The 18,522-nt window shown below is 40.3% G+C and carries 24 protein-coding genes and 1 riboswitch; of the genes, 8 read left to right on the top strand and 16 right to left on the bottom strand.

The features are described 5' to 3' along the window. Positions 1–49 precede the first annotated feature (49 nt). The 4 genes from liaF to B5473_RS12670 are packed head-to-tail and all read left to right on the top strand — an operon-like array spanning position 50 to position 2,698. Positions 50–724: a cell wall-active antibiotics response protein LiaF gene (liaF, locus tag B5473_RS12685; RefSeq protein ID WP_079525702.1), complete on the top strand. Its 675-nt coding sequence runs from the start codon at positions 50–52 to the stop codon at positions 722–724. After that, positions 721–1,746 (top strand): sensor histidine kinase, encoded by a 1,026-nt coding sequence (locus tag B5473_RS12680; RefSeq protein WP_079525700.1) that lies wholly within the window; start codon positions 721–723, stop codon positions 1,744–1,746. Before liaF ends, B5473_RS12680 begins: the two co-directional genes overlap by 4 nt. Continuing rightward, the gene (locus B5473_RS12675; RefSeq protein ID WP_079525698.1) at positions 1,739–2,368 is read left to right on the top strand and encodes a response regulator transcription factor; all 630 of its coding nucleotides are present in this window, start codon (positions 1,739–1,741) and stop codon (positions 2,366–2,368) included. Before B5473_RS12680 ends, B5473_RS12675 begins: the two co-directional genes overlap by 8 nt. Positions 2,369–2,380: 12 nt before the next feature. After that, positions 2,381–2,698 (top strand): acyl-CoA dehydrogenase, encoded by a 318-nt coding sequence (locus B5473_RS12670; RefSeq protein ID WP_079525696.1) that lies wholly within the window; start codon positions 2,381–2,383, stop codon positions 2,696–2,698. A 623-nt stretch (positions 2,699–3,321) separates the two neighbouring features. Here B5473_RS12670 and B5473_RS12665 read toward each other — a convergent pair. The 3 genes from B5473_RS12665 to B5473_RS12655 all read right to left on the bottom strand — a co-directional run bounded on the left by B5473_RS12665 (position 3,322) and on the right by B5473_RS12655 (position 4,936). Next, entirely contained in the window at positions 3,322–3,753 is a 432-nt protein-coding gene (locus B5473_RS12665; protein WP_079525694.1) for an iron ABC transporter substrate-binding protein, read from the bottom strand. Positions 3,754–3,781: 28 nt separating this feature from the next. After that, on the bottom strand, positions 3,782–4,489 hold the full coding sequence (locus tag B5473_RS12660; protein ID WP_079525692.1) for an O-linked GlcNAc transferase: 708 nt from the start codon (positions 4,487–4,489) through the stop codon (positions 3,782–3,784). 117 nt (positions 4,490–4,606) lie between these two features. Further along, positions 4,607–4,936: a heme oxygenase gene (locus tag B5473_RS12655; protein ID WP_079525690.1), complete on the bottom strand. Its 330-nt coding sequence runs from the start codon at positions 4,934–4,936 to the stop codon at positions 4,607–4,609. A gap of 123 nt (positions 4,937–5,059) precedes the next feature. On the opposite strand from B5473_RS12655, the gene B5473_RS12650 reads away from it, so the two are divergent. The 3 genes from B5473_RS12650 to B5473_RS12640 all read left to right on the top strand — a co-directional run bounded on the left by B5473_RS12650 (position 5,060) and on the right by B5473_RS12640 (position 8,727). Further along, a complete protein-coding gene (locus tag B5473_RS12650) occupies positions 5,060–6,502 on the top strand; it encodes a bifunctional metallophosphatase/5'-nucleotidase (RefSeq protein ID WP_079525688.1) in 1,443 nt (480 codons plus the stop codon). A 137-nt stretch (positions 6,503–6,639) separates the two neighbouring features. Then, complete coding sequence (locus B5473_RS12645) at positions 6,640–7,170, top strand: hypothetical protein (protein WP_079525686.1); 531 nt, start codon at positions 6,640–6,642, stop codon at positions 7,168–7,170. Between the two features lie 18 nt (positions 7,171–7,188). Further along, entirely contained in the window at positions 7,189–8,727 is a 1,539-nt protein-coding gene (locus B5473_RS12640) for a flotillin family protein (RefSeq protein ID WP_079525684.1), read from the top strand. A 58-nt stretch (positions 8,728–8,785) separates the two neighbouring features. On the opposite strand, the gene B5473_RS12635 is transcribed toward B5473_RS12640, so the two are convergent. The 12 genes from B5473_RS12635 to B5473_RS12580 all read right to left on the bottom strand — a co-directional run bounded on the left by B5473_RS12635 (position 8,786) and on the right by B5473_RS12580 (position 17,425). Further along, the gene (locus tag B5473_RS12635; RefSeq protein ID WP_079525682.1) at positions 8,786–9,856 is read right to left on the bottom strand and encodes a branched-chain amino acid aminotransferase; all 1,071 of its coding nucleotides are present in this window, start codon (positions 9,854–9,856) and stop codon (positions 8,786–8,788) included. A 134-nt stretch (positions 9,857–9,990) separates the two neighbouring features. Continuing rightward, a complete protein-coding gene (locus B5473_RS12630) occupies positions 9,991–10,671 on the bottom strand; it encodes a hypothetical protein (RefSeq protein WP_079525680.1) in 681 nt (226 codons plus the stop codon). Continuing rightward, a complete protein-coding gene (locus B5473_RS12625) occupies positions 10,668–11,162 on the bottom strand; it encodes an ECF transporter S component (protein WP_079525678.1) in 495 nt (164 codons plus the stop codon). Before B5473_RS12625 ends, B5473_RS12630 begins: the two co-directional genes overlap by 4 nt. Further along, positions 11,149–11,577 carry a bifunctional adenosylcobinamide kinase/adenosylcobinamide-phosphate guanylyltransferase gene (locus B5473_RS12620; protein WP_079525676.1) on the bottom strand — a complete coding sequence of 143 codons (429 nt, stop codon included), beginning with the start codon at positions 11,575–11,577 and terminating at the stop codon, positions 11,149–11,151. The genes B5473_RS12625 and B5473_RS12620 overlap by 14 nt, the downstream gene beginning before the upstream one ends. After that, the gene (locus B5473_RS12615) at positions 11,520–12,125 is read right to left on the bottom strand and encodes a histidine phosphatase family protein (protein WP_079525674.1); all 606 of its coding nucleotides are present in this window, start codon (positions 12,123–12,125) and stop codon (positions 11,520–11,522) included. Before B5473_RS12615 ends, B5473_RS12620 begins: the two co-directional genes overlap by 58 nt. Continuing rightward, complete coding sequence (cobS, locus tag B5473_RS12610) at positions 12,098–12,871, bottom strand: adenosylcobinamide-GDP ribazoletransferase (RefSeq protein ID WP_079525672.1); 774 nt, start codon at positions 12,869–12,871, stop codon at positions 12,098–12,100. The genes B5473_RS12615 and cobS overlap by 28 nt, the downstream gene beginning before the upstream one ends. A gap of 12 nt (positions 12,872–12,883) precedes the next feature. Continuing rightward, positions 12,884–13,426 (bottom strand): bifunctional adenosylcobinamide kinase/adenosylcobinamide-phosphate guanylyltransferase, encoded by a 543-nt coding sequence (locus B5473_RS12605; RefSeq protein ID WP_079525670.1) that lies wholly within the window; start codon positions 13,424–13,426, stop codon positions 12,884–12,886. A gap of 69 nt (positions 13,427–13,495) precedes the next feature. Then, a complete protein-coding gene (locus B5473_RS12600; protein ID WP_079525668.1) occupies positions 13,496–14,449 on the bottom strand; it encodes an ABC transporter substrate-binding protein in 954 nt (317 codons plus the stop codon). After that, positions 14,439–14,996: a hypothetical protein gene (locus B5473_RS12595; protein WP_079525666.1), complete on the bottom strand. Its 558-nt coding sequence runs from the start codon at positions 14,994–14,996 to the stop codon at positions 14,439–14,441. Before B5473_RS12595 ends, B5473_RS12600 begins: the two co-directional genes overlap by 11 nt. Before the next feature lie 160 nt (positions 14,997–15,156). After that, positions 15,157–15,338, bottom strand: a riboswitch (cobalamin riboswitch). A 51-nt stretch (positions 15,339–15,389) separates the two neighbouring features. Continuing rightward, positions 15,390–15,800: a Fur family transcriptional regulator gene (locus B5473_RS12590; RefSeq protein WP_014824390.1), complete on the bottom strand. Its 411-nt coding sequence runs from the start codon at positions 15,798–15,800 to the stop codon at positions 15,390–15,392. Continuing rightward, the gene (locus tag B5473_RS12585; protein WP_079525664.1) at positions 15,797–16,663 is read right to left on the bottom strand and encodes a metal ABC transporter permease; all 867 of its coding nucleotides are present in this window, start codon (positions 16,661–16,663) and stop codon (positions 15,797–15,799) included. The genes B5473_RS12590 and B5473_RS12585 overlap by 4 nt, the downstream gene beginning before the upstream one ends. 15 nt (positions 16,664–16,678) lie before the next feature. Continuing rightward, on the bottom strand, positions 16,679–17,425 hold the full coding sequence (locus B5473_RS12580; protein WP_079525662.1) for a metal ABC transporter ATP-binding protein: 747 nt from the start codon (positions 17,423–17,425) through the stop codon (positions 16,679–16,681). A gap of 95 nt (positions 17,426–17,520) precedes the next feature. Between B5473_RS12580 and B5473_RS12575 the strand changes: the two genes are divergently transcribed. Next, a complete protein-coding gene (locus B5473_RS12575; protein ID WP_254865309.1) occupies positions 17,521–17,769 on the top strand; it encodes an isopropylmalate synthase in 249 nt (82 codons plus the stop codon). Positions 17,770–17,882: 113 nt separating this feature from the next. Here B5473_RS12575 and B5473_RS12570 read toward each other — a convergent pair whose 3' ends face one another. Then, positions 17,883–18,515 carry a pyroglutamyl-peptidase I gene (locus tag B5473_RS12570; protein WP_079525658.1) on the bottom strand — a complete coding sequence of 211 codons (633 nt, stop codon included), beginning with the start codon at positions 18,513–18,515 and terminating at the stop codon, positions 17,883–17,885. Positions 18,516–18,522 lie beyond the last annotated feature (7 nt).

The raw sequence follows: 18,522 nt of genomic DNA, 5'->3' as shown, positions 1-18,522 counted from the left end.
GAGAAGGCAAAGTGCTTTCTCCATTTTGCACGTTATAGGGGGAGGCACTATGCCGAAAATTACATCTGATCAGCTTGCAATTATAGCGATTAGTATGGCTCTTGTCGTATTAATCGAACTGACACTTTTCAATAATGGCACCGTGTTTTTGCTGATTTTGGGTGCACTGTTTCTATTTTTCAGCTTTAAAAAGAAGAAGCGTTACTTATTATGGACGGGACTCGTTCTATTATTCTTTGCTATTATTAATATTTGGACACTGCGCCTTTTAATCATTGGTGTGCTTGTCTTTCTTTTATACCAATACTTAACGAAAAAAGAGCAAGTGATGGAAATCAAAAGCCACTTTGCCAATACATCAAATCAGAATCAATTAATCGGAACAACAGGTGCTCCGACAGAAAGCTATCATTGGAAAGATGTTCATATTCAACGCTTTATCGGCGATATTACGATTGATACGACCGAAACCATTTTACCAAACGGGAAATCGATTATCGTGATCCATCAATCTCTTGGAAAAGTACGGGTTATTGTGCCTTATGAAGTGACGATTCAGCTTCATTACTCCACTTTATACGGTGAAGCAACATACCTGAACTATGCGCCAAAGCAGTGTATTAATGAACAGCTCCATTTTGAAGATGGAGAAATGGATGCAAAACGTGTCCTTGTCGTTTATGTAACATCTTGGATTGGCGATGTGGAGGTGCAGCGCGGATGATTGCATTTATTATACGCTTTTTTATACTCATGATGGTTTTTGCGACATTTGTTATGAATATTTTCGTTTTCCTGCTCGGCCAGCCTGAGGAAGAGACTTGGCGTTTTTTATGGGAAAACGATGATTACTCAATTCCGCTTGTCGCTGTTATCGCCATTATCGCAACAACGACGAGCTTCTTTATTTCATTATGGATTTCAATTGCACTGAAAATGAAAGAAAATCAGATGACACGCATTGTGAAAAAAGTTGCGGAGCCTGATTTTGCACAAAAATTCAAGAAAGCGAATGGCTCTTTGAAAAAGGCATTGCGTGAGACAAATGAATTAATTGAAACACAGCGAACATCTTTACAGCGACTTTCCAATGAAAAAGTTGAAACAAATGACGCCATCGTCCAGGAGCGGCTCCTCGCTGAACGTCAGCGGCTTGCTCGCGAACTGCATGATTCTGTATCCCAGCAGCTGTTTGCAGCATCCATGCTTCTCTCCGCGCTTACAGAACAGCGTCAAGATGATACTGCACAAAAACAGCTTAAACAGGTGGAGAAAATCGTCCAGCAGGCACAGCTTGAAATGCGTGCACTTCTCCTTCACTTGCGCCCTGTTGCCCTGCACAATAAAAGCTTGGCGGAAGGTTTAGAAGATCTAATTGTAGAATTACAGGAAAAAGTATATTTCAATATTGATTACCAAATCGAAGAAATCGGATTATCCAAAGCAGAGGAGGATCATTTATTCCGTATTGCTCAGGAAGCTTTATCGAATACATTACGGCATGCAAAAGCAACAGAAGTCGAACTGTTATTAATTGCTCGCGACCATCTGGCGATTTTGCGCATTCAGGATAACGGCCTCGGATTTAATATGGAGGGCGATAAAACGACTTCTTACGGGCTGCGCAATATTGCCGAACGCGCTGTCGAGATTGGCTGCACGTATAAAATTGTCTCTGTACCGGATGAAGGAACGATTGTAGAAGTAAAAGTTTCGCTAAAAAAGGAGGGGCAAATGAATGATTAAAGTTGTTATAGTAGATGATCACGAGATGGTTCGAATCGGGGTTTCTGCCTATTTATCGGCACAGCCCGATATCGAAGTCATCGGTGAAGCGACAAACGGTGAGGAAGCAATTGAAACAGTACTGTCGCTAAAGCCGGATATTGTGCTGATGGATAATGTAATGCCGATCAAGACAGGTGCTGAAGCGACTGCCGAAATTCTGGCACAATGGCCGCAAGCAAAAGTAATGATTGTCACAAGCTTTATCGATGACGATAAATTGTACCCGGCACTTGAAGCAGGTGCTGTCAGCTATATACTGAAAACGAGCAATGCCAAACAAATTGCCGACGCGATCCGGAAAACGATGGCCGGGGAAACCGTACTTGAGCCGGAAGCAACAACACGGGTAATGGCCCGTATGCGCGGAACAGCCCCCGCCCTGCATAACCATTTAACAGACCGGGAATTGGAAGTACTGTTATGTATGGCTCGCGGCCTTGCCAATCAGGAAATAGCAGAAGAACTGTTTATCGCATTAAAAACGGTGAAAACCCATGTCAGCAATATTTTAAGTAAACTCGAAGTGCAGGACCGCACACAGGCTGTCGTCTATGCATTTCAAAATGGCTTAGTAAAGTAAGGAGAATTTTTCATGACATTTACGTACGAAAACTTTGCAAAGGACGGGACACTCACATTACTGGATCCCCTCTTCACCCTGTTGCTGATTTTCTCAGCTTTATTCATTATAGTGCTGCTGCGCTTTAATATTGATTCTAAGATCATGTTATTTATTGGTGCATTGATTATTTTATTAAGTGCACAATTGCAGTCGATATCAGGGATTTTAGCGGATGAGTTGAGTTTATCCAGCTCATCTAAAAACTTTTATATTTTTATAGCGATCGTTGTGATTTGGGTTGCGATGATTGTGTTTGCGTTTGTGAAGGATAAAAAGAAGAAAAAGTAATGAATGTGAGTGGCTGAGGCTGTCCTGAAGTTGGTAGAGAACTTTGGGATGGCTTTTTTTGGGGTTGGGGTGTGTTTGGCTTGAATATGTATATATAATTATGTAAAAGTGAAAAGTCATATTAATTCCTGGGTAAATGTATTGTGCGACCAAAACATTAGGAGGAATTAATATGACTCAATTTAATCTTAACCTAAACTTAGAAGAAATTGAAGCAGCGTACTTTGATTTATTAGAACTTTTTTCTGTTTATTAGAAGATCTGAGGGGCTTATTAGAACTTTTGGCAGGGATATTAGAAGTTCGGGCGTTTTTGGCCGAAGAAATTGGCTTAATAAGGTTTCAAGGTGGCTATCGTGTCCACCTAAATTGTTTTATTAGAACTTTTTCTAGTTTATTAGAAAACCTGAGAGACTTATTAGAACTTCTGACAGCGATATTCGAAAGTCGGAGCTACTTATTAGAAGATCCGCGAAATATATTAGAAGACCAGTGATATATTAGAACTTTTTCGGTTTTATTAGAACTTCCGGCACGGATATTAGAACATCTCCACCCGCAGCGGCTCCACCCCACAAAAAAGCCCACGCCCCGCTTCCACCAAAGCGTTCGTGAGCCCACATGCTATTTCAGGTCATGCAATATCGTAAACAGCGATTGTTTTGCATCGAGCAACTGCTCATGTGCCTGCCCTTGCTGTTCCGCACTTTCTGCTTCGTAAAATGCTGCCAATGCCTCATCGATTTGTTTATAGGAGTCAAATAGGTTCTCTTCTCCCACTTTTTTATTGCCGAAAATATCAATGAACATGCTTAGCTGATATTGAAAGTTTTTTTCGTACATCGTCAGCACATGCTTATTCTCGTCGATCTGCACTTCATCGTTCAAAATATATGTTTGAAAATCAACCAGATCCGTATACGCTTTTTCCAGCTCTACTGCATATTGACCCTCTTTGTCTTTCCCTTTATTCCAGTCCAGAATCTGAATAAAAATAAGTAAAAATAAAATGATCGTTAAGTATATTGAAATACCTTTCCAAGATAAAAACTTCATGCTTGTTCCTCCATCTACCGGTGCTTCGTTAATTGAAAAGATATTCTTTCAAATTTTCCAATGTTGAATCAATGCCTGAACGCAGTGATACTTGATCTTCGCGGCTCGTCTCGATTGCTTTTTCAATTGAAATTAAAGCATTTTCCAAAAACGGCTCGGCATTTAAATCTTTGTACAACTGTGTTAAAACGAGCGCCTTATTCCAGTACCATCTTGCGTTTTCCGGATCCAGATCGATGGCCCGCTCAATATAGACCATCACATCAAACGGCGACCAGTTAAAGCGGTTCATCGTCTGCCCTGCAATCCCGTAATACAATGCCTTATTCGGATGATGTTTCACCGCTTCCATAAAGCAGTGCACACTTTCATCATAATGATGCGCCATTAAAAAAAGATGGCCCTGTACATAAAACGACTGAGCTTTCCGTTCAGCATCCGCTGTCCGTGCATCGTGTTCAAGCTGTTTCACTTTTTCCGAAAACTGCTGCTCATCTTTTATTGCCCGCAGTTGTTCAACCTCATCATTTTCAGGATAGCTTTCATTGGCACGTTCAACACTTTGCGCAATCTTCTGTGCTGCTGGCTTCGGAAATTTTTCATACTCGTATTTTTCAAAGATTTTTAAAAATTGCGTTGCCTGTTCTTCATTTTCGCCGCCTTGTAATTGGCGTTTTGCTTCTTCATAGCATTTCAAAAACTGTCCGTCATAAAAATACTGCACCATGTTCGACATTAAAAACACCTTTCTGTTTCCATTCACTATTTGTTAAAGCATAAGCTCTATGTAATTCAATAAATAGTATGTATAGCATAAAGGTGTCCTAATAAAACATTAGGACACCCCTTAACATTATTTTGAGATTGTGCCTGCTACTTCAGCGATTACGATTTGTGAACCTAGCATTGGTGATTCACCTTGGTGACCTTCGCCTTGGCCTTCAGATGGACGTTTGTGAGATTGTTTGAATGCATCACTTTCACGCCATACAGCAAAACTCTCTTTTGAATCCCAGTACATAACAACGCTCATTTCATCATATTCTTCAAACTGCGTTGAAACTAATACTTCTACTTTTTGGAAACCTTCAAATTCTTGTAATGGTCCTGGTTGTACAAATTTTGGCGCCATTTTTTCGGCAAAGCCTTTTTTTACTTGGATACGGTTCGTTACTGTAATCATGATTACCAACTCCTAATATTTAACGTAAACTGCTTCATCTATTTATTTAATCATTTTCAGAACAGTTGCGCAATAATTCGCGCTATAATAAGGAAAAATGAAATATTAAAGGAAGTTTTCTCAATGAAATTTACTATTATTGCGACGAGCGATATTCATGGACATACCGAACGTTTTTCACAGCTTGCTCAAATGATTTCCGCTATACAGCCCGCCCTGTTAATTGATAACGGCGATTTTTTGCAGGGCAGTCATTTAAGTTATTATTACGATTATATTATCCAAGAACAGCATCCGCAAATTGTACTTGCGAACACAATTGGCTATGATGTTGCAGTTTTCGGAAATCATGAATTCAATTATTTTCCCGAAAAAATTCAAGCGATCCGCAACACCTCCAATTTCCCTTGGATCGCTGCCAATATTCCAGGGTTTGCCGAACCATATTTTATTAAAGAAATAAACGGGTTGCGCATTGCTGTTATAGGGGTCGTGACACATTTCACAAAAAACTGGGATGAATGTGAGTCGACAAAGCATCTGTATTTCGAAAACGCATTTGAAAGTGCAAAAAATACTGTAAAGCATGTCCGCGATGTTGAACAGGCACAGCTTGTCATTTTAAGCTACCACGGCGGTTTTGAAAGGGATCTTGATAGCGGTCACCTAATAGATCTGGAACAAGGCGAAAATGAAGGCTATCGTATGCTTCATGAAATAGATGGCATTGACATATTCATTACCGGGCATCAGCATTTGGAAATTGCCACAGTACAAAACGGTGTTGCTGTCGTGCAACCCGGGGCAAATGCTCATTGCTTTGCGCAAATTGATGTCACAGTGGAACACAATACATTTTCTTTTGAACCATCTATCGTCCAGGTGGATTCCAAATTAAAAATGCAGTCTTTCCCCGAATTTAATGCGTGGAAAAAACAACAAATTGGAACAGCGGATGAAGTACTGACTTATACAGACTTTTTTACGCCCCGGACAAAAATGACACCCTATACACAGTTGCTTCATGATATGCAGCTCCATTACACGGGTGCCCAAATTTCGGTCATTGAACTGCCCTACCATGAACAAGGCGGTTTTCAAAAAAAAATAACCCGTGAACAAGTTTTACATAATCTTCCGCGATCTAACCGACTGCTCGTCGTTCAAATGACCGGAAAGGAAATCCGACGTGCGATTGAACAAAGTGCAGCTGTCTTTGCGCTAAATGATAAAGGAGAAATCGATTTTAGTATGGCAGTATACTATCCGGAACCTCAGCCGTATATTTATGATTTGTGGGGCGGCATTGATTACGGAATTGATTTGCGTCAACAAACTGGGCAACGTGTCACGAAGCTAACTTTTGAAGGAAAACCCATTCAGGATAAAGAGATTTTTGAAGTTGCCGTCAATAGCTACCGTGCAACAGGTGCGCACCAAATGCAGATGTTTAAAAAATTGCCTGTTCGTGAAGCAGATAAATTCATCCCCGACTTAATGATGGAATACATAGAACAAAATAGTCCGCTTACTGTTCAAGTTAAAAATAATTTCCAAATGAAATAAGCTCCCTCTCTCCCTTGATGTATGTCATTCACTAGAATTGGCATACATTTTATGTTTTTTCGGAAAATAATAATTTTTTTGAAACTTTTTACCATTTCATCCGTAAATTTATTAAATAGCATTAAGGAGGTGGCAACTTGTTTGGTTATTCCATTGAAACCATTTATTTAATCATCTTAATCGTTATTGGGTGTTGCACTGTTCTTTACTTATTTTTTGCAGATGTTGCGGATGTGTCCGTCGATGGAACACCATTTTTTGACCCAGCTGTAATCCTTTCGTTTATTACGTTCACTTCGGCTGCGGGTTATTTGCTGGAACAGTTTACCGGCTTAACAAGTTTCATCATATTCATCATTGCTCTTATAATTGCGAGTTTATTGACAGCACTTCTCTATTTTTTCCTGCTCGTTCCTTTACGATCAGCGGAAGTATCGCTTGCCTATACAGAAGAATCGCTTGAAGGTCAGGTCGGAAAAGTGATTGTACCCGTTCCTCTTGAAGGTTTTGGGGAAATGGTGATTGAAACGGCAAACGGCATTATATCTAAGCGTGCAGCAAGTTTTCATAAAGTAGAGATTCCATATGACACGCAAGTTTTAATTATTGAGATGCGTAATGGTACAGCAATGGTCGCGATTTATGAGAAAGAAGAACTTCAATTTTAGAAACAGGGAGGAATTTGTATGTCAGGTTTGGAAGGTATATCAGGAATTTTATTAACAGTCGGAGTAGTCGTATTTCTAATTGTCGCTCTTGTAGCCGTCTATATTATGAAATATCGCACAGCCGGTCCGGATGAAGCATTAATCGTAACAGGTAGTTATTTAGGAAGCAAAAATGTACATACCGATGATTCAGGAAACCGCATTAAAATTATTCGCGGTGGTGGTACATTTGTATTCCCGGTTTTTCAACAGGCAAAACCACTTAGTCTACTTTCAAGCAAACTGGAAGTAACAACTCCGGAAGTTTATACAGAGCAAGGTGTTCCAGTTATGGCTGACGGAACAGCAATCATCAAAATCGGCGGTTCAATTTCAGAAATTGCAACTGCTGCCGAGCAATTCTTAGGGAAAGATAAACAGGAACGCGAAAGTGAAGCACGCGAAGTACTGGAAGGTCACTTACGTTCGATTTTAGGATCGATGACAGTAGAAGAAATTTATAAAAACCGTGATAAGTTCTCACAGGAAGTACAACGTGTCGCATCCCAGGATTTAGCGAAAATGGGCTTGATCATTGTATCATTTACAATTAAAGATGTTCGTGATAAAAACGGCTATTTGGATTCTCTAGGTAAGCCACGAATCGCTCAAGTGAAACGTGATGCCGATATCGCAACTGCTGAAGCAGATAAAGAAACACGTATTAAACGTGCTCAAGCAGCTCAGGAAGCGCAACAGGCTGAATTAGAGCGTGCTACTGAAATTGCGGAAGCCGAGAAAAATAATCAGTTAAAAGTGGCTGAATACCGCCGTGAGCAGGACATCGCAAAAGCCCGTGCCGACCAGGCGTACGAATTGGAATCTGCACGTGCTAAACAGGAAGTAACTGAACAGGAAATGCAAGTACGAATCATTGAACGTCAAAAGCAAATCGAGTTAGAAGAAAAAGAAATTCTACGTCGTGAAAAGCAATATGATTCAGAAGTAAAGAAAAAGGCAGATGCGGATCGTTATGCGATCGAACAAAACGCAGAAGCGCAAAAACGTAAAGAGCTTGCACAGGCAGATGCGGAGAAATACCGTATTGAAGCACAGGCACAAGCTGAAGCAGAACGCATTCGTTTAGATGGTCTTGCAAAAGCAGATGCAGAGCGTGCACAAGGTACAGCTGAGGCAGAAATTATCCGTCTGCGCGGTCTTGCAGAAGCAGAAGCGAAAGAGAAAATTGCAGAAGCGTTTGAACAATACGGTCAGGCTGCTGTCCTTGATATGATTGTTAAAATGTTACCGGAATACGCAAAACAAGTTGCCAGCCCACTTTCAAATATCGACAAGATTACAGTTGTTGATACAGGTGGCGGTGCAAACGGCGGTGCTGGTAAAGTAACGGGTTATGCGACTGATTTAATGGCCGGCTTACAAGAAACATTAAAAGCCTCTTCCGGTATTGATGTTAAAGAATTAATTGAAACATATGTCGGAAAAAATACATTTGAAAAATCAGCAATACTCCCTCGCGAAGACTTTTCACGAGTTGAAGAAGTCCTTGAAAAATAATTAGGAAAATAAAAAATACAGCATCTTCCATAACGGAAAATGCTGTATTTTCTTTTTATTAAATTATAACTGTCCAACCGAATGGATCTTCAACTTTACCGTATTGGATGCCTGTTAATGTATCGTAAAGCATTTGCGTTACTTCACCGATTTGGCCGTTGTTGACAGAAATGACTTCATCCAGCCATTTCAGCTCCCCTACCGGCGAAATGACAGCTGCAGTTCCTGTACCGAATGCCTCTTCCAATGTGCCGTTTTTAGCCGCTTCTATAACTTCCTCAAAAGCAACTGCACGCTCTTCAATCGGAATATTTTTTGATTTTAATACTTGAATCATCGAATCACGGGTAATCCCCGGTAAAATACTGCCGTTTAATGCAGGTGTAATTACTTTTCCTGAAATTTTAAAGAAGATGTTCATACTGCCGACTTCTTCTACGTATTTATTTTCCTTACCATCCAGCCATAATGTTTGAGAATAGCCTTGTTGCGCAGCAATTTCTGAACCTTTTAAGCTCGACGCATAGTTGCCGGCTGTTTTCGCTTCACCTGTACCGCCAACTACGGCACGCACATATTGCTGTTCTACTAAAATTTTGACCGGGTTAATGCCTTCTTTATAATAAGAGCCAACCGGTGACATAATAATCATAAATTTATAGCTTTTCGCAGGATTTACACCTAAATAGCTTTCGGTCGCAATAATAAATGGTCGAATATAAAGTGACGTACCTGGAGCTGTCGGAACCCATTCGCGGTCTACTCGAAGTAATTCTTTTAATGCTTCCAATGCAAAATCCTCATCAATCGGCGGAATGCAAAGGCGTGCATTGGAAGAATTTAATCGCTGGAAGTTACGGTCCGGGCGGAATAGCTGGACTTCACCATCTTCTGTCATATATGCTTTCAGACCTTCAAATACTGCTTGTCCATAGTGGAATACCATCGCAGCAGGACTTAATGTAATTGGAGCATATGGTGTAATTGTCGCATTATGCCATCCTTTTCCATCTTCATAATCCATAACAAACATATGGTCAGTAAAAATCTTACCAAAACCAAGCTGTTCTGCAGGTGTTTTTTGTTTTCTATTTGTTGATAACTCAGTTGTAATTTGGTATGTTGTCATAATTTCAGGCTCCTTAACTAATTTAAGTTGATACACTCTATCATACCACTTTATTTTTAGAAAATTTAGTATTTTTTAATTTCCGTCAAAAAATATTTTTTTCTAGAAGTTCCATTAGTTTTCGAGCAAATTTCTTAATAATCATTCTTTAACTTTACAAGTTTTCTAACCGGTGCTGTCATTTTAGTTTTGAATATTTCTTCAAGCTCTCTTTTTACAGCAACTAACACCGCACATGATGGACCTGCCGAACCGGTTAAATCAACATCTGCTGTATATTTTTCTCCGACAAAACGTATTATTTCTGTGCCAATTCCTTTAGAACCTGTTGGCCATACTGCTTGGATCATTCCGTTGACCAGCCCTTCATACAGCTCATTTAACCGGGCTATTTTGTGGGGATTTTCTATCACATCATTTCCGACAAGCGGTTCGCCGACAACATAAAACTCGCAATGGTTCGTATTTCGTCCGAATTGCTTTTTCCCTAGCATAGTGAGAGAGACAGCCGACTGAAGCGACTGGAAATTCGTTTCACTCGAGCCCATTAAAGGAGGCATCTCCATTCCCATTTCGGAAAATGCCTTTTTAAAACCTTGTTCATATTCAGCCCACACATCATCGCCCGAAAAATTGGCCATTAATAACTGAACCGGTACGGCACCCGCGCAAAGTTGCTCTAAAATAGCGGTACGAGCTGTAAAATAAGCGGTAACTTCATTTGGTACGTGTACAATATCATGCTCTTTTGTGCCGATACAACCCGAATTATCAATTGATACGACTAACCCGTTAACTTCTATCGCATTTCTCATACATTAACCCCTACTCGCTGCACGACCGTCTTCAATACAGGCATGACAAGTATTGCGATAAGACAGTTCACAGCTGTCGCAATTGTTAAAGAGGCAATTGAGCCGATGTAAAATGCCTGAGAAATAATGAAATAAAACGGAATCGGTGCAATAACACCATTAGCGATAATTACAAATATCCATTTAAAAATATGAAGTCCTTTTTGATGCATAATTGCAAAAACCACAACGATAATAAACATTTCCGTTGCAATTAGAAGATGTAAAATGCCTAGCGGAAAACCGGATGTAAGACCTGTTGCGATATGACCGAGTGCCCCAGCAGCCCCTGCAAAAACTGGCGGTAGAAATATTGTGCTAATAAGAGCCGGGGCAGAATCGAGTGCTGCTGTTCCGACGATCCCTACCGGCACTTTAATAAAACTCCCAATCACACAAATTGCCGCAATTAATGCTGTTAAAATAATTAAACGTAATTTAGTTTTGTCCATGAGAATCTCCTTTTAAAATTTGTGGAATACCGTACCATACACGAACAACTGTCTGTGCTTCATTACAAAGCTTCTGATATAGCCGGCCGCACGTATCTCTTAATTGCCGTGCTTCTTTTTCAAGCGGTACAACGCCGCGGCTTGTATCTGTACAAATACAAAACAGTTCTGCCCGCTCGGCAATTTGTAAAATATGTTCGAAAATTTGCTGTGCAGCCTTTTCTTCCGGTTCATGAAGATACGGTAAAATCATTTGTTCAAAATTACTTATTATGTAGCGCTCATTTTCATTTATATTTTCTACTTTTGGCAAGTGCCCATCACAAACAATCAGTTCTTTTGCCGGTAACTGTGCAATCAGTTTTTTTGCATGTTTTCGTTTACCGTTATGTGCGCCTCCGAGTATAATGTACATCTTGCACCTCCTATGAGTTCATCTACCGAATCCCAGCCAAGTGTATAAATCGTACGATGATTGGCCACTGTTTGCTGAAAGGTTTGCTCCTTCTTTCCGTATATGGCAAGTAATAATCGAATTACTCCTCCATGAACGATGAATGTATATTCCTTCTTTTCATTTGCAATCCTATGAAAGCCATCCAATACGCGCTGCTTGAATCGGGTAAAGGTTTCTCCGTTTGGAATCGGATTTCCAAGTGGGTCGGCAATCCAAGCCCGGTATGTTTCACTATGCTGTAATTGTTCATATGTACACATTTCAAAATCCCCAAAATGCAGTTCACGCAATTCCCGCGAAGCGATAAATTCGGCATTTGGAAAATAACATTGTGCAGTTTCGCGGCATCTGCGCAAATCGCTTCCATAAACGATGCTAGGCTTTAGATTGATCTCGGCTTCCACTTTTTTCAGTATCGGTTCATCTGTCCAGCCAATATATTTGCGCTCCACATTTGCTTTCGTTTTTTCGTGCCTGATTAAATGCACAGTAATATCGTTAGCCATAGCACCACCTCCAACCCTTCACCAAGTGCACCGAGTAAATCACCTGTTACACCGCCAAAATGTTTCTTTGACCAATTCCGGTAAATAACAACAGCGATCAGCATTACTACGACCAAAATAAATAAGCTGAAAACGCCCATATAAAGCCAGAATACAAATGCCAGGATACTTTGAACGCCGATTAAAACAGCAAGCTTATTTTGAATGACAATCCCTTTAAAATAGGCAGCGAGTCCCTTTTCCTTTGCAGGCTGCATCGTTACAAAATATAGCAGCATCCCCATTCTCGCTATAAAAGGAATGAAGATTAAAAACGGCACAATCGCCAATTGACCAAAGAGCAGCATTTCATAAATTACGCCGATTTTTAATACGAGTAAACAAAAAACACTTATTACCCCAAAAGCGCCTGTACGCGGATCATCCAATATCTCCAACCGTTTCTCCTTTTCTCCATAGGAAAAGAACGCATCGCTCATATCGATCCATCCGTCTAAATGCAGACCCCCTGTCAGGACGATCATCCCGATCACAATCAAAATCGCCAACAACAGGTCCGAAATGTCACTATAGCGAGAAAGTATAAATACGCCACTACTAATTATGGATCCCATCAGCAATCCGACAATTGGCAAAAAGCCATACATCCATGTAACCGACTTGGCATTCATATCCAGTTGTTTTTTAATCGGTACTGCAGAAAAGAATTGCCACGCTAATAAAAAACCGCTCCAACTATTTTTCAACTTGTTTCCCCCTTATTTCCACCGCTGTACAAGCTGAAATTGTACTTCATATGCTTCATCACTGTTTTGGACAATCCATTGATGAAGCTCTCCCAACAATTTACGATATAAATTTACTTCCTCATATTGTGAAGGCAGTTCATCCAGCACTTCATTTGATACTACTATTATTGTAGCACCTTGCTTCCGCCAAGTTAGCAATTGCTTGTGCATCGATTCGATACAATTATCGATATATTCGCTATTTTCATTTTTTTGTTCATATGTATACAGTACATTCGAAAGCCATGTTGTCACACATTCAAAAAGCACAACTGCCTCGTTAGAAAGCTGCCTGATTGCTAACGGAACTTCGACTTGCATTTCCACTGTGTTCCAGTTGGCATTCTGATTTTCACGGTCCTGCTGATGGCGGATAATCCTTTTTTTCATTTCATCATCAAAGGATACGCCTGTCGCGACATAGTAGAGCGTCTTCTCTTCCCCTAATTGCCTCGCGTACTTCTCTGCAAAAGCACTTTTGCCGCTCCTTACACCACCCGTTATAAAAATCATTCGTATCCCCTCCTCATTCATTATAAAAGAAGAACATACCTAAACAAGGCATGTCCTTCTATTTTATACTTATTTAAATAGTTCCGGGTATACTGATTGTGCCATAATTTCAACGGCTTCACCAATACGCGGTCCAGGACGTGACATAATATCCCCATCCACTAAATAAACTGCCTTTTCTGTGACTGCCTGTATTTTGTCCCAGCCTGTGCGTCCCAGAATTTCTTCAACTGCATTTTCCATATACGTTGCCGGTGTAATAATAATTTCAGGATTACGAGTAATGACATCTTCTTCCGTCACACTAATCCAGCTCGTCTGATCAGCAAAAATATTTTCAACATTGGCGTGATTCATTATTTCCTGCTGGAACGTACTGCTGCCGGTAGTCCAAAGATCCGGAGCTGGTGATACTTCATAATAGGCTTTTTTCTTCGTATCAATTGTCGCTGTTTTTTCCTGTACTGTTTCGATTTGCGCCTTAATGTCGGCTACAACTTCTTCCCCTTTATGTTCGACACCCATTACTTCAGAAAGCTGGATAATATCCGAATAAACATCATCAAATGTCGCCGCCGAAGCAATTACAAACACTTTCAAACCTGCATCTTCCAATTGGGCAATTTGTGCTTCCTCCCCAATTGTATAGGCAACAACGACATCCGGATCCAATTCCAGAATTCGCTCTGCATTGATGACAGTAGAAGTCGACACACGTTCAATTTCTTGTGCGGCTTCCGGATATGTATCAAAGTCTGTTGCACCGATAATTTGCTCACCGACACCCAATTCAAACAAAATTTCTGTATTGCTTGGCTGCAGAGAAACAATCGTCTCCGGTACTTCATCGAATGTTACTTCAACACCACGGTCATCTACAACTGTATACGGTGCACCATCATTTTTCGATGTAGCCTGCTCTTCTTTTTCTGCTTTGCCACCTGTTTTTTCCTCATCTGAACTACATGCTGCCAGTAATAATGTTGCCGCCAAAGCAACCATCCATTTGTTATTAAATTTCATTTGTTGCAACCCCTTTTTTCTTTTTCGTCGGATAAGATTTTGAGATAAATGGAATTTCCTCTTGTTGATGCTGCTGATTCATATAGACCGCCATGACAAAAAACACATTGGCAAGCAGCCCGAGAAAATCAAACAAAATTTCATCCACTTCTCTTTCCTCGCTCACTTTATGTAATGCCCTGTAAGACTTTTTCGCCTCACTGCGGCAAATATGCAGTCTTGCTGCACTTTCGATTCCTTGTGGCAGTACAAACTGCTGAATCGCTTCTCCAACTTCACTTACATAAAAATCGTATCGATCGCTTAGCCATTGCAAATCCTCAGATGTAATGGCCAATTTGCCGCGTACCGAACCATTGGCATGATAGGCTAACGGTTGAATCGCTCTTAAGTCCTCCAAAACGACTTGACCGGCCGCATCATCGACTAACGTCGGAAACACCGTACCGATTCGTGTTGTTAAAGAATCGGTGCGGATTTCATAATCAACACAGCTTGATTTTTCCCGCATAAACGGATAGCAGGAAAAACGGATATCCTTTTTCATAAAATTCTCCTCACTTCAAGTAGTGCCTCACGAAATTACGAGTGTACGAAAAAAAGCCACCCAAGAAAATGGATGGCTTCAAAAATCAAAAAAGTGTGCTGCAAAAGGATGCTCATTCGATCAGTGACTGCCGTACATTCTCTTTAATTCCGAAGAGGGATGTTACGATAAGAAAAAGATTGGTCTCCTGGCTCTGCGTTTCACTTTACTCATAAGTACCTTCCCGCTATATTAGCAGTGGTCTCACACTTATTTTCATCAACGCTTACAGTTACGGAAATAGCTTCGGATTTACACCGAATTCCCATTTATGCATAATGCATCTTTTTCCTGCAAATTTATTCAATTTGTCTTAATCACTTTAGCATATTAACAGAAATATGCAATGGAAATTTACAAACAATCCGGACATTTGCCATAAATCTCAAATTTGTGTGCTTCTACAGCATAACCCGGCAGCTTTTCACCGAGCATTTCCATCGGACAAACAGACAGTTCCTTAACATTCCCGCAATCACGGCAAATAAAATGGTGGTGATGGTGATCCGACTCACAATGCATACGGAAATTACGCTCACCGTTTAATTCTGTCTCTTCTAAAATATCAAGCTCCACAAAAGTAGCCAAGTTACGGTAAATTGTATCAAAACTCATCCCAGGGAAATCTTTTTTCAATACTGATAACAAATCACGGGCAGTCAAATATTTGTCTGTAGCTGCAAACATACCCAAAATCAACTCTCGTTTATCCGTCTTTTTATAGCCATTATCCTTTAATATTTCCCACGCGCGCGCTGCATTCACAGTACTTCTTCCCCTTCCGATTTAATTGTGAATTTCAAAACAAGTTTTTTAATTAAAATTACTAATAGCAAGATCAAAATCGAAGTTACAACAATTGTTCCACCCGGTGCCAAGTTCAGGTAAAATGCAGAAACGAGTCCAATTACTACGGCCAGCTCTCCAAATACAATCGCTAAAATGATCGCTTCTTTAAAGCCGCGAGCTAATCGCATCGCTGCAGCTACCGGTAATGTCATTAAGCTTGAAACAAGCAAAATTCCGACAATACGCATACTTGCTGCGATTACAAGTGCGACAACAATCATAAAGATTAAATGAATCCATTTCGCGGGTAAACCGCTCGCTTTCGCATATTCTTCATCAAACGACAATACGAAAAGCTCTTTAAAAAACAGAATTAAAAATAAAACAACTACGACTGCAATCGCCAGTACAACATATAAATCCTGACGCGATACAGCAGATACAGAGCCGAATAAATAACTCATTAAATCCGCATTAAATCCGCTTGCAAGTGAAATTAAAATGGCACTTACACCGATACCGCCCGACATAATAATCGGAATCGCAAGTTCTTCATAATGTTTATACAGTCTGCGTAATCGTTCAATTAAAATCGACCCACTTACAGATGCGAAAATCCCCAGATAAATCGGGTTCAGCAATGCCAGCGCTGCAAATGATTGGCTCAGATACAAGCTTCCCGCAATCCCCGCAAGAGTGACATGCGACAGTGCATCTGCAATAAGCGATAATCGTCTCACTACGATAAATACACCAAGTAATGGCGCTATTACTCCAATAATAAGCCCTGAGAAAAAGGCATTTTGTAAAAATTCATAGTTTAATATAGCTTCAATCATAACGGCCTGCTCCTCTTAATGAATCTTTCGAACAGAGTGGCCGTTCCAGCTAGCAATCTGTTCTTCCGAAATCGTATCAAAATCATTTTTGTATCCGTGGAAATGGATCGACTGATTTAAGCATGCGACATGACTGACACGATCCGAAACCGTATCCACATCGTGTGTAACTAAAATCATTGTCATATTGTGATGCTTATTCAAATGTGCGAGCATATCATAGAATGCCTGCACATTTTCGCGGTCAATTCCGACTGTCGGTTCATCCAAAATAAGGAGCTTCGGATCGGACACTAATGCACGTGCGATGAACACACGCTGCTGCTGCCCACCTGAAAGCTGACCAATATTCCGATTTAGAAATTTCTCCATGCCGACATCTTTTAGAGCACCTTTTACTAAAAAGTCCGCATCTTTTGGATAGCGTTTAAAGAGTCCGACTTTTTGCGATAAACCGCTTTTCACGACTTCTTCGACCGTTGCAGGAAACCCCGAGTTAAAGGCATTGGATTTTTGCGAAACATAGCCAATCCACTCACGGTGTTTAAAATGGTTTGCTTGTTCGCCAAATAATTTAATTTCCCCTGACATAGGCTTTAACAGTCCTAAAATTAATTTCAAAAGTGTCGATTTTCCGGAACCGTTTTGGCCGATTAACGCCAAAAAGTCGCCTTCATTGACACGTAGCGAAATATTTTTCAATGCTTGTGTGTATTCATATTGAAAGGAAACATCCTTCAATTCAATCAATGGTTTTTTCATTTCGTTCGCTTCTTTCTAATTCAAAATCATTACGATTTACATCATGTTAGTATAATGCAGTTTTTTGTTCATGTAAAGGGAATAAACTTGAAAGGATGAAGACAATTCAAATGCTACAATGGTTAGATAACTTAAAAGGAATGAATGACAGGCAATTGCAGGATTTTGCAAAACAGCAGGGACTTGAATTGAGCATTGAAGAAGTTCAGAAGCTGCAAAAAATCTTGAAGCATGCCAATATAAGCTGGGCACTTACCGGCGTTCCAAAAGAGGTTTTACAAAAAATCCATAAGCTGCTCGGGGATAAACGCTATAAAAAATTGATGAAGCTAGTGGGATTGTAAAATTTATATAATGTGAAAAGAGATTGGGACATAACCCAAAAATGCTATTTTTCTCTGAGAGAAAAATAGCATTCTTTTGCTGAGCAGCCTCAATATTTGATAATGAATTTAACTTAAAGCACTTTGCCCGCCAACTCCACGTTTTCAACACATACTTCGAGTGCCAGTTCAATGGCGGCTGTCAAATCGCGCATTGACCAGCCGGGAATTCGACCGTGCTTGATCGCCAGTTCGAATGATGCAGGGATGTGGATAAAACCTGCAGCTCGAATCTCTTCATTCTTAGCAGCATAGTACAAGCCTTCATACATAATATTATTGCATAAGTACGTTCCTGCTGAATTCGATATTGCTGTCGGATAACCTGCAAAATTTAAGCGGTTGACAATTTTACGAATCGGCAATGTCGACAAATACGCTACATCCCCGTCTTCTTTTATCGGTGCATCTTCAAGTGCATTTCCCGCATTGTCCTTTTCCCCATCTTTTACATTCAATGCAACTCGTTCCGGAGAAATTTTCGTAATGCCTGCAGCTAATCCCAATGAAACAATGATCGTCGGCTTTACTTCTTCAACCAGTGCCATAAACTGTTCTGGTGCTTTTGCAAAGTCCACAGATAATACATGGCCAACAATTTCAAACTGACCTATAGACTTTCCGTTCAGTGCCTGCACGACTTCCATTGTAGGGTTGATCGGATTTGATAAAAATGGTTCAAATCCTGTTAATAGTAATTTTTCCATCTGTTTT

It is taken from the genome of Solibacillus isronensis (assembly GCF_900168685.1).
Taxonomy (GTDB): Bacteria; Bacillota; Bacilli; order Bacillales_A; family Planococcaceae; genus Solibacillus; species Solibacillus isronensis_A.
The sequence above is the reverse complement of the archived record's forward strand: the minus strand, read 5'-3'. Positions and strand labels throughout refer to the sequence as shown.

Coding starts and splice junctions, on each gene's coding strand:
- liaF (WP_079525702.1), top strand. CDS start 50: ATGCCGAAAATTACATCTGATCAGCTTGCAATTATAGCGATTAGTATG.
- B5473_RS12680 (WP_079525700.1), top strand. CDS start 721: ATGATTGCATTTATTATACGCTTTTTTATACTCATGATGGTTTTTGCG.
- B5473_RS12675 (WP_079525698.1), top strand. CDS start 1,739: ATGATTAAAGTTGTTATAGTAGATGATCACGAGATGGTTCGAATCGGG.
- B5473_RS12670 (WP_079525696.1), top strand. CDS start 2,381: ATGACATTTACGTACGAAAACTTTGCAAAGGACGGGACACTCACATTA.
- B5473_RS12665 (WP_079525694.1), bottom strand. CDS start 3,753: ATGAAGTTTTTATCTTGGAAAGGTATTTCAATATACTTAACGATCATT.
- B5473_RS12660 (WP_079525692.1), bottom strand. CDS start 4,489: ATGTCGAACATGGTGCAGTATTTTTATGACGGACAGTTTTTGAAATGC.
- B5473_RS12655 (WP_079525690.1), bottom strand. CDS start 4,936: ATGATTACAGTAACGAACCGTATCCAAGTAAAAAAAGGCTTTGCCGAA.
- B5473_RS12650 (WP_079525688.1), top strand. CDS start 5,060: ATGAAATTTACTATTATTGCGACGAGCGATATTCATGGACATACCGAA.
- B5473_RS12640 (WP_079525684.1), top strand. CDS start 7,189: ATGTCAGGTTTGGAAGGTATATCAGGAATTTTATTAACAGTCGGAGTA.
- B5473_RS12635 (WP_079525682.1), bottom strand. CDS start 9,856: ATGACAACATACCAAATTACAACTGAGTTATCAACAAATAGAAAACAA.
- B5473_RS12630 (WP_079525680.1), bottom strand. CDS start 10,671: ATGAGAAATGCGATAGAAGTTAACGGGTTAGTCGTATCAATTGATAAT.
- B5473_RS12625 (WP_079525678.1), bottom strand. CDS start 11,162: ATGGACAAAACTAAATTACGTTTAATTATTTTAACAGCATTAATTGCG.
- B5473_RS12620 (WP_079525676.1), bottom strand. CDS start 11,577: ATGTACATTATACTCGGAGGCGCACATAACGGTAAACGAAAACATGCA.
- B5473_RS12615 (WP_079525674.1), bottom strand. CDS start 12,125: ATGGCTAACGATATTACTGTGCATTTAATCAGGCACGAAAAAACGAAA.
- B5473_RS12605 (WP_079525670.1), bottom strand. CDS start 13,426: ATGATTTTTATAACGGGTGGTGTAAGGAGCGGCAAAAGTGCTTTTGCA.
- B5473_RS12600 (WP_079525668.1), bottom strand. CDS start 14,449: ATGAAATTTAATAACAAATGGATGGTTGCTTTGGCGGCAACATTATTA.
- B5473_RS12595 (WP_079525666.1), bottom strand. CDS start 14,996: ATGAAAAAGGATATCCGTTTTTCCTGCTATCCGTTTATGCGGGAAAAA.
- B5473_RS12585 (WP_079525664.1), bottom strand. CDS start 16,663: ATGATTGAAGCTATATTAAACTATGAATTTTTACAAAATGCCTTTTTC.
- B5473_RS12580 (WP_079525662.1), bottom strand. CDS start 17,425: ATGAAAAAACCATTGATTGAATTGAAGGATGTTTCCTTTCAATATGAA.
- B5473_RS12575 (WP_254865309.1), top strand. CDS start 17,521: ATGAAGACAATTCAAATGCTACAATGGTTAGATAACTTAAAAGGAATG.
- B5473_RS12570 (WP_079525658.1), bottom strand. CDS start 18,515: ATGGAAAAATTACTATTAACAGGATTTGAACCATTTTTATCAAATCCG.